Consider the following 14,789-nt stretch of genomic DNA (forward strand, 5'->3'; position numbering starts at 1 on the left):
TGTCATTTCTGTTCCCTCTTCCCTACTCCCTGCTCCCTGCTCCCTGATAACTGATAACTGATTTTTCAGCCTCCTACTTTATCAAACCCTTTGCAACTAAAAATTCGCGCACGACTTCCTTAATATCGCGAAATTCCCCTTCGACTTGATAATTTAAATTGCGCATTTCCTCTTCATTAATCTTTCCACCTAGTTGTGCGATCGCCTGATGTAGTTTGGGATACTTTTTCAAAGTTGCCTGTCGCACGATAGGAGTTGCTTCATAGGGAGGAAAATAACCCTTATCATCTTGCAGAATAGTTAAATCTAAACGGGCGATTTGAGCATCGGTAGAGTTACCTGCAACTATATCTACTTGTTTATCAATTATTGCTCGATAAATTAAGCCCAAATCCATCACGCGGGGTGGTTTATTTAACTTCAGATCGTATGTCTTTGCTAATCCTGGAAACCCATCCTCGCGGCTGATAAATTCATAGCCGAAGCCAGCTTGCCACTGGGGTGTGTATTGGGCAGCTTGCGAGAGAGTGCGAAGATTATGCTTGCGGGCATCTTCTCCACGAATAATCATGGCAAAGGTATTTTCAAATCCTAAAGCTGGGGTAACTTCTAATTGAAACTGCTCGTAGCCAGATTTTACCTGCTGATAAACAGCTTTTGGATCGCTAATTGGCTTTTGTTTTAAAATAGTTGTAAATGCCGTTCCCGTATATTCGATATAAGCATCAACTTGTCCGGCGAGCATTGCTTGATGGCAAACAAACGTTCCTCCTAAATCTAGACGACGAGCGACTTTAAGTCCAGCCGCAGATTCAATTTGTTGCGCTAATAGTTCGCCTAAAATATTTTGTTCGGTAAAATTTTTGGAAGCAACGACAATCTCACCGATACCCTCAGAAGTGTTAGGATTGCAACTGGCAATCGCCAACACCAAACTCACAGTAATTAAACATAGAAGAATAAATTTTTTCATGTTTCATAAGATTTATTCTTGACAAGATTAACGGTAATTCGACAACAATTGCGGAATATAATCGTAACCATCTACACCGATCGCAGTCATAAATTGCGATCGATATTGTGCCAACACTTTTTGAAAAGCCTCTTGTCCCATTTGCCCTTGTAATACAGTCAACAAACCTGCTGCTTGTCGCCACTCAGGAGAAGCAATCCGCTCTAACATATACATGCCTATACAACCAACGTAAATTGCTTTTTCTTGTTGTTGTAAGCCATAATATGCTTCTGCTAAGTTAACTAAGTTGAGTCCTTGAAGGTACAAATCGCCGGAAGCTTGAGCGGCTTGAAATCCAGCTTGCAGATAATCGATCGCAGCTTCAGGTTGAGATAAAATTAAATGCGCTGCACCAAGGCTACTGCAACATAATGACAAGCTTTGTCTGTCGTTTAACTGCTGAGATAGCTTCAATCCTTGTTGTAAGTAACCGATCGCCATTTCATAAACTTCTGGTTCTGACCTTTCAATAGCCTGAGCCGAATATACCTCACTGTAGCCCAAATTCGCTAAAGCATTGGCTTCACCTAACTTGTCTCCTACCTGGCGGCTGAGAAGTAGCGCCCGCTGGCTGTAATTAATCGCTTCGTCGTATTGTTTCTTTGCTACACAAATTCGGCTGAGATGATTTAAATCGGCAATCTCACAAGGTACATCCTCCGCAGCACGGGCAATTTCCAAAGCGCGATCGTAAAACTGGGTTGCTTGGTGATAATTTCCCACAGCCTGCTGCGAATAACCTAAAAGTGTCAAAATTCGAGCTTTTTCCTGAGTGCCTTCGACTTGCCGTAAAGGTAAATCTAAATAGTCAAGGGCAGATTGTAGGTGTCCGCCATTGAACGAAGCAAAAACACCACCGTAGAGGGGAAAGTATTGCTTTTGAGCAAAGGCGCGTAAAATTTGCAGTGCAATCTGAAAACAACCATCCGCTAGCCGTTCGCGATGGCTGGAATTGAGGCGAGTTGCTTGCATGAAGCCATTAGCTAGCTCACCCCAAACAGCAGCAAACGTGAGAAAGCAAGAGATTGCTAGACTTGACCCCAGCTTGGCATCGTAAATTCGCTGTTCCGTCCATCCAACCAAACCCCGTTGCAAAAACTGCAAAATCAGCGCCATTTCCACCCAATCATCGAGTTGGAAATATTGCTGAGTCGTCCATTCTAATAGAGATTGCTCTAAAGCCAGAGTTTGAAATAATGCTTGGGGAATCGGACTATTAACTTGTTTTGCCCACAGCGCCCAAGGTCCGCGTTGTCCTGGTACGTTCTCAAAACCGATCGCGCTTTGCCCTGCATCGTACACCCAGCTGACTAAATATCCTTCCAAATGCTGCCAAGACTGCAAGCCGCGATCGATCCCCATCGCCACTTGTTGCACCTCCGCCGCCATTTCTGGATCGATTTCACTTGCTTGTTGTTTTAAAGCCGCAGCTAATTGTTTGAGTTGGGCGATCGTCAGTGCTTGCTTTTGATTTGGATCGATAACTTGTAATAAATCGGCAAGTAAATAGGCTGGTTCGGAAGAGGCGATCTGTTCTGCTGCTTTAGCGATCGCGCTAGCGGCTCGATTTTGGGCGGCGGCGCGTTCCCATTCGCTTGCGATCGTTTTGATTGCTCTTTGGGAACGAGTTGCTTTCGCTTGCTTTAATTCATCCTTTACCGTCTCAATCTCATGTTCGATCTCCATTGTGCGTTCGTCTAAACAGCGCTCGAAAATCTCCGCCGTACCAGGAACGACTTGTTGCGCTAGCATTTGATAGACTTGCTCTTTAGAACGAATTTGACCTTTCAGGGTAATTTGTACGATCTGGTCTATCAACGCCAAGTAGCGATCGCGCAGCGTCGGAGGATTGGAATGAGATAGAGAATCGGACATGGTAGTTGGTAGTTGGTTGACGGTTGATGGTTGATGGTTGACGGTTGATGGTTGACGGTTGTTGCTTATTATTTCATTATCCTAACCCTTCACTCCTCGCTCCTCGCTCCTCGCTCCTCGCTCCTCGCTCCTCACTCCTCACTCCTCACTCCTATGTTCCGAAAAATTGTATTAGTTGCCACGATAAGCGCGATCGCTGCCGTTCTATTTCAATTATCTAATTCGGCTCGAACGCAAAATGTCGCCCAAATTTATGTTTTTGGCGACAGCCTTTCCGATCCTGGCAATGTGTTTAAAGCTTCCCAAGGACAATTTCCACCCAGTCCACCTTATTTTCGCGGCAGATATGCAGATGGTTTAGTTTGGACGGAATATCTCGCTCAACAATTGAAATTAAACGCTAATCCCGATACTAATTTTGCTTACGGTGGCGCTACCACAGGTAATTCACAGGAGGTTCCTCTAGGATTGCTGGCACAAATCGATCGCTATCAAGCTAGTCATTCCTCTACCTCTAATAATGCTTTATACATAATCTGGGCTGGAGCAAATGATTATTTAGGAGGTGGAAATGACACAAATCGACCAGTCAATAATTCAGTTGAAGCTGTCAAATCTCTGGTTAAACTTGGCGCAAAAAACATTTTAGTGGTTAATCTGCCAGATTTAGGTAAACTACCAGGAACGCGCAATACACAACAATCTGAAATCCTAAGCCAACTAACTCAAAAGCACAACTCTCAGCTAGCTGATGCTTTGAAGAACTTACAGCAACAGCTTAAATCTGAACCCAATATTATTTATTATGATGTCAACGCTCTATTTAATCGAGTTATGAACGAGCCAACTAAATTTGGCTTTCTCGATGTTATGAATACCTGTTTAAATGGCGAACTTAGCCAATATATGATTTGTTCCAACCCCGATAAATATTTATTTTGGGATGATATCCATCCCTCCACTGCTGCCCATAAATTGTTAGCAGAAACAGTTGCTAACAGGTTAAAATCTGCAACTACACAAACTCAGTCTGCTTATGCCAATTGAAAACAAGTATTAACCCGTTTCAACAGGTTTCGTCTGTGTAGTTCTGCATTATTCGCGCAACATATGAAAACTTCAGTTAGATTTTAAAGCTTCGTCTAGCACTTTTCGCGCTTCTTCTGCCTTAGCTTTTGCTTCCTGATAGCGGACATTGGCTTGAGCAAAAGTTTTCAATACTTTAAATCCTTCCTTTAATCGGGCAATTTCTTCATCACTAACAGATTTATCGGTAAATAGCACGTCAACCGCTTTACGAATTTCCAACGCCTCCGTGCGAGATTCTTGTACCTTCAGCTTTAAGGTAGCTAAGTTATTAAGTATCTGTACGGCTTGGGTAATTGCATCCTCATCGCTACTGAGATTATCCATCGGCTGTTCTTTGACTTCAATCAATTGCTGCGAACTAAATCCCTCCGCTAAATCGGTGGGTAGTTCCCCAGCATCAATTAGTTCCATCAACCGATCCATCGCTTTATCGCGAGCTTTAGCTGAATCTTTACCAGAGACATTCAGGACAACTTCTGGAGCTTGGGGGAGAGTATATTTCGCCATAACCTAATTATATGCAAGAAGAGTTGCACAGCTACACTTTTATAGCAAGCGCGATCGCGTTACATGCTTTATTTTACGGTATAAAGTCAACTGTTGTAGTACATGGGTATTGATTGGTAGTTGGTAGTTGGTAGTTGGTAGTTGGTAGTTGGTAGTTGGTAGTTGGTAGTTGGGTGGTGCGTGGTGCGTGCAATACTTACGACTTACGATTTACGATTTACGACTTACTAATCTTATGGAAATTAGCTTACTACTACGGGGACTAGCAATTGGTTTGGCGATCGCCGCACCTGTAGGACCTATTGGCATCCTCTGCATTCGCCAGTCGCTTGCATTTGGCTGGGTACATGGATTTGTAGCTGGTTTGGGAGCAGCAACAGCAGACGCAATGTATGGTTGTGTGGCTGCATTTGGACTTACCTTCGTCACTAACTTCTTAATCGAACAACAGTTTTGGCTGCGGTTGGTTGGCGGTGCTTTCCTTTGCTACCTGGGAGTCAAAACATTTATCAGCATTCCATCTGAAACTGCGGTATCAACTAGAGGCAACACACTTACTGGAGTCTATACTTCAACGTGGATGCTAACACTGACAAATCCCGCAACAATCTTAGCTTTTGCGGCTATTTTTTCTGGACTAGGCTTAGCCAGCATCGAACAAAATTACCTGTCAGCAATACTCTTAGTAGTTGGAGTTTTTTGCGGTTCCGCACTGTGGTGGCTGCTATTGAGTACTACCGTCACGCTAATAAAGACAAAGCTGAACTTGAAATGGGTCAATCGCCTCTCAGGTAGCGTCATCACAGCATTTGGCATCGTCGCATTGCTAACTTTGTGACACACGCAAAATCCCCTTGTGTTCTTCTTTGCATCTACTCCACGAGAAGCCGCTTTGCGTCTTTGCGTGACACAAAATCACTCTTGTAAATTTTTATATTTATGGTAGAAATGTTGCACAAAAGACAGAAATTCTACTCGGTATAAGCAAATAAAATTCACGTCCAACCTGCGATCGCAAGAAAATTCTATCATTTTCGCAGGCAATTATTAAATTAGATAAAGTTAAGTAAACTAAGTTAAATGCACCTGCCAAAAATCATCAAGGGGTAGTATTTTTCGGCAGGAAAATGGTACTCTGTTCGCTTATAACTATAAATTGAATTCTCACAATAAATTCTCATAGATTCGTTTCCCTCGTTCGCGATCGCAATCTGACTGGAACTACCGATCTTTAACAGTGACCAGTGACCAGTGACCACGCACCACTCTTTCTTGATAACTGATAACTGATAACAGACGTTCCATGTAACGTCTCTACACTGATAACTGACAACTGATAACTGATAACTGATTTAAAGGCGTACCTGCTGTCTTCTTTATCGAGCGTTCCTGTCTGTATCGTTTTCCCAAAACACTAATCGAACTCAGGATCTATGTTACTGAGCATTGCCAATACATTCATTAAGCGACCAGTCTTAACTACAGTCTGTACCGTGGTTATTCTTTTACTGGGAGCAATTTGCATTCCGCTGTTGCCCTTGGATAAACTCCCAGAAATGGCATTAAAGCAAGTTACCGTGACAGCAAATTATCTCGGTAGCGATGCCAAAACCGCAGAAGAAAACGTCACCACCGTACTAGAACGACAGATCAACGGTACGGAACGGGCTGTATATATGTCCTCTCAAACAACGAATAATGGTGACACGACCATTAACGTCTCCTTCCCCACGGAGATGGACAGAAATACCGCTCAAGTCCTCGTACAAAACAACGTCGCCGTTGCTGAAGCAGAACTACCAGAAGAAGTGAATCGCACGGGTGTCGTTACTCAAAAACAATCTCCAACAATTACGATTGCTTATGCCTTTTATTCAGAGAAAAACGAGCAAGGTAACTATATTTACGACAACGTATTTATTAGTAATTATGTCGATCGCCTGATTTTCGATGAAATCAAACGGATTGAGGGCGTAGGCAATTTAAGAATCATTGGCGAACGAAGATATGCAATGCGGATCTGGCTCAATCCCGATGCATTGGCGGCGAGAAATTTATCAGCACAAGATGTCATCAATGCCATTTCCGAGCAAAACATTCAAGTAGGAGCGGGTAGGATCGGTCAGCAGCCGACTCAAGCCAAGCATGACTATGAAATCGCCTTGCGCGCGATCGGTCGCTTTACGACTCCTGAAGAGGCTGAAGATATTATCGTCCAAGTTGGTCAAAACGGGACGCTCACGCGGCTCAAAGATGTCGGTCGTGCGGAAGTTGGAGCGCAAGACTACAGTTCCACAACGCTATTTGACGGCGCTCCTTCAGTCATTTTGTTAGCCTATCAATTGCCTGGAAGCAATGCTTGGAATACAGCCAACTTAATTAAGGCGAGGATGGCGGAGTTAGAGCAAAGTTTTCCGCCAGGATTGAATGCAACGGTTGGTTTAGATAACACGTTGTTTGTTTCAGCTTCCTTAGATGAAGCCTTCAAAACTCTGATGGAAGCGATCGCCTTAGTCTTTTTGGTGATCTTTATTTTCCTCCAAGACTGGCGCACCACAATTATTCCCGCTTTGGCAATTCCCGTATCATTAATTGGGGCAATGGCGTTTGCTTTTATGTTTGGGTTTAGCCTAAATCAGTTAACACTATTCGGGGTAATTTTAGCCACAGGTCTAGTTGTAGACGATGGGATTGTGGTTGTCGAGGCGATCGCCGCTAAATTATCTCAGGGAATGCGACCAGTGCAAGCGGCGATCGATGCGATGGGAGAACTCACTGGCGCAATTATTGCAACATCTGTCGTACTGATGGCAGTATTTATTCCCGTGACCTTCTTTCCAGGCACGACGGGAATTGTCTACAGACAGTTTGCCTTAATTATTGCCTTTGCGATCGCTATTTCTACCTTCAACGCCCTTACCTTTTCGCCTAGCATGTCAGCCATCATCATGCGACGACAGCAGGAGGTACACGGACCCTTGGGCTGGTTTTTTGGGTGGTTTAATCGCGGGTTTGACTGGTTTAAAGAACAGTATGGTAAGTCAGTAGAGTTTCTAATTCGCCTGCGAATGATAGTAATTCCGATTTTTCTAGCAGGCTTAATTGCTACGGGTTGGCTTTACCAGACTACGCCGCAAGGATTTATTCCCGAAGAAGATCAAGGCTATTTCTTTGCGATCGCCGAAGCTCCTTCGGGTGTCTCTTTAAATTACACCACCAATCTCGTCCAAAAAGTTACCCAAATTATCCAACCGCTACCAGAAGTCGAACACGTAGTTGGTAACGCGGGCTTTGGTTTTCAAGGTAATGCTAGTAACAAGGCACTATTTTTTGTCAAGCTCAAAGATTGGGAAGAACGCCCAGGTGCAGACAAGTCAATTTTCGGACTCCTGCAACAAATTAACCAAAAATTGCAAGCAAATGTTCCCGAAGCCAGACTAATCGCCGTCAACGCGCCACCAGTAGATGGGTTAGGTAGTACGGGTGGTTTCGAGATGTACATCCAAAACCGCCAAGCCTTGCCAATGGAAGCGTTGATTGACAACACGCAAAAAGTAGTCGAAGCAGCAAGAAAGCGTCCAGAGTTAGCGGGTGTATTTACTCAATTTACCTTTGGCGCGCCCATGATGGAAATCTCCATCGATCGCGAACAAGCTAAAGCCCTAAACGTCCAATTGAGCGATATTTTCAATACGATGCAGACATATTTAGGGGCGAGATATGTCAACCAATACGTTCTCGGCGGACGACTGTATCGCGTGCAAGTGCAAGCAGAAGAAACATCACGTTCCAATCCCGACGATATTGGTCGTTTGTACGTCCGTTCTGTAGATGGGAATTCCGTACCACTGAGTAACGTAGTGAAAGTCGAGCAAATGACTTATCCCCCAATTATTACTCACTACAACGTCTACCCATCAATCAATATTCAAGGCGCACCTGCACCAGGTTACAGTACCGGACAAGCAATAAGAGCGATGGAAGAAGTAGCAGAGCAAGTGTTGCAACCAGGATTCGGCTATGCTTGGACGGGAACAGCTTTTCAGGAAAAAGCTTCTGGTGGTGCTGCTCCGATTATTTTTGGTTTAGCCTTTGTGATGGTGTTTTTGGTGTTGGCGGCGCAGTACGAAAGCTACGTTGACCCCATCATCATCATGATTACCGTACCCTTAGCAATTTTAGGCGCGATCGGAGCGTTGCTGCTCCGTGCCAACTTGCTTCAAGCTGGTTCGGTTTGGCCTGTTGTCAACAATAACATTTACGCTCAAGTCGCTCTCGTCATGCTGATCGGCTTAGCCAGTAAAAACGCAATTCTGATCGTAGAATTTGCCAACCAGTCAGCAGAGCTAGGCATGAGCTACACCAAAGCAGCAATTCGAGCCGCAGAGGAACGCTTGCGACCGATTCTGATGACAGCAATTTCTGGTTTAGTTGGTTTTTGGCCCTTGGTCATAGCGGCGGGTGCTGGAGCCATGAGTCGCTGGTCATTAGGAACGGCACTATTTGGTGGCTACCTATTTTCGACGCTGCTCAGTTTGTTCTTAGTCCCGGTGCTGTACGTTGTTATTAAGAACATGGAAGAAGATTTCTTGAAACCCAAGAAACTAAGCAAGACACAGCAGAAAGAAGACAGACAGCCGCAACCATTAGCTAGATAGTTGACGGTTAACGGTTGACAGTTGACGGTCTCTCCCGATCGCTATATGGGTGGATTTACCAAAAAAACTCTGCTTTGGATCGGTGTTTTGGATAAATTCGCCCCTTTGTGTCCTGATTCAGGGTGGGTTTATCGAAAGTTTCCCAGGGAAGTAAAAATTTCGGGTGAACCCGCCCCTACAATTACCCATTACCCATTACCAAACAATGTTTCGCAACTGGACTCTTGACGATTGGATCAACCACGTTCTGTTTACAGGCACAATTCTGTATCTGTTTTACTCCTTCTTCTTGCACCACTGAACAGTTATCAGTTATCAGTTATCAGTCAACCGTCAACTGTTAACCGTCAACTGTCAACCGTCAACTGTCTTCACGGAGTATAGCGAGCGCGTTTACTCTCAACCAAAAAACAGCAAAATAGTAATTGAGGATACATCTGTAGGAGCGATTCATGCATTCAAGCACCCAGCCGCAGGATTTGGCGTGGCAGTTCTGGCTGGCTTTACCACTCTATCCATTTGGCAAGCGGCGGACGCTTTGCACGGAAGTTGTGAAGGATACGATCTGGACGTTCGACCAGCTTCAGGGCTTTTTCTATGCGGTTGTCACGATTCGGATGACTGTTGTTAAGCTTAATGCTGGTGGTTTGTTGATCTATGCACCCGTTGCCCCAACAAAAGAGTGCATTCGCATGGTAAGTGAGTTGGTGGCAAAGTATGGTGATGTGAAATATATTATTCTGCCGACTAGTTCGGGATTGGAACACAAGATTTTTGTCGGTCCTTTCGCTCGGTGCTTTCCTCAAGCCCAGGTTTTTGTGGCTCCGAACCAATGGAGTTTTCCACTCAATTTACCCCTGTCGTGGTTGGGATTTCCCCGAAAACGCACTCAAGTACTACCGGAAAACTCTCAAGAGGCTCCCTTTGGCACGGAGTTTGACTATGCCGTGTTGGATTTGGACTTAGGCAAGGGTTCTTTTGCAGAAGTAGCACTTCTTCATAAGCGATCGCGCACTCTGCTCTTAACTGATTCCATTATCTCCATTCCCGAAGAACCACCCGCGCTTTTGCAGTTAGACCCGTATCCTTTGCTGTTTCATGCTAGAGACAGTGGGAACGAGGCAATGGAAGACACTCCCGCCAATCGTCGTAAGGGATGGCAGCGGATTTGCTTGTTTGCAATTTACTTCCGTCCTAGAGCAGTAGAAACAGCTGGACTGGTACAAATGTGGCGCGATGTTGTGCAGGCAAAAGAGCGATCGCGACAAGCTTACTTTGGCTTATACCCATTCCGTTGGCAAGCGGGATGGCAGCAATCGTTCGATATGCTCCGTAGCAACGGTCGTCCGTTTGTCGCCCCAATTCTACAAACTCTGATTTTTTCCCAAGCACCACAACAAGTCTTAGACTGGGCTGATAAGGTAGCAAGTTGGGATTTCGGGCGAATTATTAGCTGTCACTTGGATGCACCAATCGCTACAACTCCTTATGAATTCCGACAGGCTTTTGCTTGCTTGGAGCAGAATCCTCGCGTAGGTCAAAATGCTCCCTTACCAGAAGCAGACTTTGGATTCTTGCGGCAACTAGAAACATTTCTCGTCAAATATGGCGTTGCTACACCAGCTAAAGAGAAAGTGTAACAAACAGTTATCAGTTAACAGTTATCAGTTAACAGTTATCAGTTAACAGTTATCAGTTGTCAGAAAAGAGTGGTCGCTGGTCACTGCTCCCTAGTTTCATGTCGCAGGATATACTTTTTTAAGGAAGTGTCGCCAGCTGCGATCTATGAACTCAGAGATATTGACAAAATTGCGTGCCTGCTGTCGAGATGAAGCGGCATTCGAGCAGCTGCAACAAATTCTAAGCGACAAAATTCAACCTCTAGAGCAGGAGATCGATCGGGCGAATTTTCAGGTGGAACGACAAAAAGCCTTGTCCAACGCGATCGCCCGACTCCAAGAAACCCTCGATCTGGAAACAATTTTTCAAGCCACTGCTACTGAGGTGCGTCAACTTTTGGCAGCAGACCGCGTGGGTATGTTTCGCTTCTATGCCGATTCTGGGTGGAATGATGGAGAATTTGTGTCTGAGGATGTCGCTGCCGATCTCGCCTCAGCGATCGCGCAGAAAGTCCACGACCATTGCTTTGGCGAGCAATTTGCCGTCCATTACCAAAGGGGACGGGTGCAGGCAGTTGCCGATATCTACAACGCGGGGCTGAGCGACTGCCACATTCAGATCCTCGCCCAATTTCAGGTGCGGGCTAACTTGGTCGTGCCACTCTTGCAAGGTCACAACCTCTGGGGATTACTCTGCATTCATCAATGTCGCGCCCCGCGTCAGTGGCAGGAATCCGAGATCGAATTTGTCCATCAGATTGCCGATCGCTTAGGGGTGGCTCTCCAGCACGCCGAACTGCTAGCCGAACTGCGGGCAGAAATCGTCGAACGGCAGCAAGCGGAACAGCGCGCTCAAGAGTTGAATCAGGAACTGCAGCAAGCGATTGTCGAACTGAAGGCGGTGAATAAGGAATTGGAAGCTTTTAGCTATTCAGTCTCTCACGATCTGCGCGCGCCCCTACGCAGTATTGATGGCTTCAGTCAGGCATTGCTAGAAGACTGCCTTGACCAATTAGATAACACCGGACAAGACTATCTACACCGCATCCGCTCCGCTACCCAGCGAATGGGGCAGTTGATTGACGATCTCCTCACCCTATCGCGAGTCACTCGCAGCGAGATGAGCAGGGAATCAGTCGCTCTGAGCCGATTAGCCAGTCGTATCTGCACGGATTTACAGATGGCTCATCCAGATCGACAGGTGGAGTTTGCAGTTCAACCTGGATTAGTCGTCCAAGGAGATCCCCGTCTGCTGGAAGTTTTATTAGATAATTTATTGAATAATGCTTGGAAATTTACCTCTAGGCAGTTGCAGGCAAAAATTGAATTTGGAGCGATCGCACAGGAAAATGGGATTCCCGCTTTCTTTGTGCGGGATGATGGCGTAGGCTTTGACATGGTTTATGTTGACAAGTTATTTAGACCGTTCCAGCGATTGCACGCTATGAACGAATTTTTCGGCAATGGGATTGGACTTGCTACGGTGCAGCGAATCGTGCATCGGCATGGGGGACGGGTGTGGGCAGAAGGGGCATTGACACGGGGAGCAACGTTTTATTTCACGCTCTTCGCAGAGGAGGTCGAGGCATGAATGGGAATGGCGATCGCAAAGTCATTCTGCTCGTAGAAGATAATCCTGACGATGAAGCATTGGCAATCCGCGCCCTCAAACGCCATCACATCGGTAATGATATTGTCGTTGCCCATGATGGAGTCGAAGCCCTAGATTACTTGTTTGGTACGGGTGCATATGCGGGGCGAGATGTCAACAGCAAACCAACAGTAGTTTTGCTCGATCTCAAGCTGCCCCGCGTCGATGGACTGGAAGTTTTACGCCGTTTGCGGGAAGATGAACGCACTAAGTTAATGCCCGTGGTCGTATTGACGACTTCCAGCGAAGAGAGAGATTTGCTCGACAGTTACAGCTTGGGGTGCAACAGTTATATTCGCAAACCCGTGGATTTTCTTCAGTTTTCGGAGGCAATTCGGCAATTAGGAATGTATTGGCTGTTGATGAACGAACCACCACCGCTTTAGGGAGGCGCGATGAACCCTCACCTACACATTCTGGTTGTCGAGGACTCGGAAGACGATATGCTGCTAATGCTGCGGGAACTGCGGCGGGGTGGATATACTTTGGAATACGAGCGGGTAGAGACGGCAGCTCAGATGCAGGTGGCGCTCGATCGCCAGTCGTGGGATCTCGTCATTGCCGATTACACTCTACCTGAGTTTAGCGCCCCAGATGCTCTAAAACTATTACAAAGCCAGCAGCAAGATTTACCTTTTATTATCGTCTCCGGCACGATTGGCGAAGAAACTGCCGTTGCTGCGATGAAAGCTGGAGCGCACGACTACATCACCAAGGGGAATTTACCTCGGTTAGTACCTGCGGTGGAGCGGGAACTACGCGAGGCGAAGGAACGACAAAAACGGCACAACGCAGAACAGGCATTAAGAGAAAGCGAAGAACGGTTTCGCCAATTGGCAGAAAACATTGCTGAGAGCGTGTTTTGGATGTCAGATCCCATATCGCGCCAGCAACTTTACGTCAGCCCTGCCTACGAACGCATTTGGGGGCGATCCTGCGAGAGTTTGTATGCTAACTTTTTGGAATGGCTAGAAGCAATTCATCCTGAAGATCGGCAACGCATTCAAACTAACTTCTTCGAGCAGGCTCTAGCAGGTAACTATGATGAAGAGTATCGAATTATCCGTCCCGATGGCTCGATCCGATGGATTCGCGATCGCGGTTTTCCAATTCAAGATAATTCTGGCACGCCTTACCGAGTGGTAGGCATTGCCGAAGATATCACCGATCGCAAGCTGACAGAAGCAGCTCTGCGCCACGCCCAACGTATGGAAAGTTTGGGGACTCTGGCAAGTGGCATTGCCCACGACTTCAACAACATTCTCACTCCGATTCTGGCAACCGCTCAACTGCTAACTTTGAAACTTTCTCTAGGCAAGCAAGATCGGCATCTACTCCAGCTGATCGAAGACAGTGCAAAACGCGGCGCAGATTTGGTCAAGCAAATTTTAGCCTTTGCCCGTGGCGTGGAAGGCAAACGATTGCCACTGCAAGTTAGGCATATATTATCAGAAGTCATGCATGTTGCCCGCCAGACTTTCCCCAAAACCATTGAAATCCATACAGATTTTCCCAGCGCTAATCTTTGGACAGTTGCCGCCGATGCTACCCAACTGCATCAGGTATTCATGAATCTTTGCGTCAATGCCCGCGACGCTATGCCTAACGGCGGAATTCTCAGTCTTGCTGCCGAAAATAAGTTCGTCAATGAAGCCTGCAGGCGGATGAATCCAGAAGCTAGCCCAGGTTCTTACGTGGCGATCGCAATTTCGGATACAGGAACGGGAATTCCATCTGAACTGTTAGAGCGAATTTTTGACCCCTTTTTCACGACTAAAGAAGTAGGCAAAGGGACAGGACTGGGTTTATCGACTGCCTTAGGCATTGTGAAAAACCACGGTGGTTTTGTCAAGGTGTATAGCGAGGTGGGAAGAGGATCGCAATTTAAAGTATACTTACCCGCGATCGAAGATGCAGAGACTCAGCCAGCAGCAGAACTCGCCCTCCTGAGCGGAAACAACGAGCTAATTCTGATTGTGGAAGACGAACCGTCGATCCAGCAAGTAACTCAAACATCGTTGGAAAACTATAATTACAGGGTTCTGATTGCCAAGGATGGGATTGAGGCAATCGCTCTATATGCCGAATGCAAGTACGAGATCGATCTGGCGCTGATAGATCTGATGATGCCATCAATGGATGGGTTAACCGCAACTCGCACCCTGCAAAAACTCAATCCCAAAGTCAAAGCGATCGTCACGAGTGGTTTAGCATCGAATAACCTGATGGCTGAAATCACCGAAATCGGTGTCAAAGCATTTTTACCCAAACCCTACACGACAAAAGAATTATTGGACGCAATATACAGAGTGTTACATTTTGATAGTTAAGTGTGTGGTGCGTGGTGCGCTCAGGCGTGGTGCGTGAAATCCTCC

General features: G+C 46.1%; 10 protein-coding genes. 7 read left to right on the forward strand and 3 right to left on the reverse strand.

Going from position 1 to position 14,789, the window contains the following annotated elements:
• Positions 1–73: 73 nt before the first annotated feature.
• Complete coding sequence (locus QH73_RS09585; protein ID WP_039716608.1) at positions 74–973, reverse strand: glycine betaine ABC transporter substrate-binding protein; 900 nt, start codon at positions 971–973, stop codon at positions 74–76.
• A 27-nt stretch (positions 974–1,000) separates the two neighbouring features.
• On the reverse strand, positions 1,001–2,890 hold the full coding sequence (locus QH73_RS09590; RefSeq protein ID WP_039716607.1) for a tetratricopeptide repeat protein: 1,890 nt from the start codon (positions 2,888–2,890) through the stop codon (positions 1,001–1,003).
• A 153-nt stretch (positions 2,891–3,043) separates the two neighbouring features.
• Here QH73_RS09590 and QH73_RS09595 point away from each other — a divergent pair, with 153 nt between their 5' ends.
• Positions 3,044–3,937: an SGNH/GDSL hydrolase family protein gene (locus QH73_RS09595; RefSeq protein WP_039716606.1), complete on the forward strand. Its 894-nt coding sequence runs from the start codon at positions 3,044–3,046 to the stop codon at positions 3,935–3,937.
• A gap of 72 nt (positions 3,938–4,009) precedes the next feature.
• On the opposite strand, the gene QH73_RS09600 is transcribed toward QH73_RS09595, so the two are convergent.
• On the reverse strand, positions 4,010–4,486 hold the full coding sequence (locus QH73_RS09600) for a hypothetical protein (RefSeq protein WP_015154444.1): 477 nt from the start codon (positions 4,484–4,486) through the stop codon (positions 4,010–4,012).
• A 235-nt stretch (positions 4,487–4,721) separates the two neighbouring features.
• On the opposite strand from QH73_RS09600, the gene QH73_RS09605 reads away from it, so the two are divergent.
• The 6 genes from QH73_RS09605 (at position 4,722) to QH73_RS09630 (ending at position 14,744) form a co-directional block, all read left to right on the forward strand.
• Complete coding sequence (locus QH73_RS09605) at positions 4,722–5,324, forward strand: LysE family translocator (protein WP_039716605.1); 603 nt, start codon at positions 4,722–4,724, stop codon at positions 5,322–5,324.
• 595 nt (positions 5,325–5,919) lie between these two features.
• Positions 5,920–9,144 (forward strand): efflux RND transporter permease subunit, encoded by a 3,225-nt coding sequence (locus tag QH73_RS09610; protein WP_039716604.1) that lies wholly within the window; start codon positions 5,920–5,922, stop codon positions 9,142–9,144.
• Positions 9,145–9,596: 452 nt separating this feature from the next.
• Complete coding sequence (locus QH73_RS09615) at positions 9,597–10,784, forward strand: DUF4336 domain-containing protein (RefSeq protein ID WP_039716603.1); 1,188 nt, start codon at positions 9,597–9,599, stop codon at positions 10,782–10,784.
• Positions 10,785–10,929: 145 nt separating this feature from the next.
• Positions 10,930–12,354, forward strand: a complete 1,425-nt coding sequence (locus tag QH73_RS09620) for a sensor histidine kinase (protein ID WP_039716602.1) — start codon at positions 10,930–10,932, stop codon at positions 12,352–12,354.
• A complete protein-coding gene (locus QH73_RS09625; protein WP_039716601.1) occupies positions 12,351–12,800 on the forward strand; it encodes a response regulator in 450 nt (149 codons plus the stop codon). Before QH73_RS09620 ends, QH73_RS09625 begins: the two co-directional genes overlap by 4 nt.
• Positions 12,801–12,809: 9 nt before the next feature.
• Positions 12,810–14,744, forward strand: a complete 1,935-nt coding sequence (locus QH73_RS09630) for a hybrid sensor histidine kinase/response regulator (RefSeq protein WP_039716600.1) — start codon at positions 12,810–12,812, stop codon at positions 14,742–14,744.
• The last annotated feature ends 45 nt before the right edge of the window (positions 14,745–14,789 follow it).

This window comes from Scytonema millei VB511283 (assembly GCF_000817735.3).
Taxonomy (GTDB): Bacteria; Cyanobacteriota; Cyanobacteriia; order Cyanobacteriales; family Chroococcidiopsidaceae; genus Chroococcidiopsis; species Chroococcidiopsis millei_B.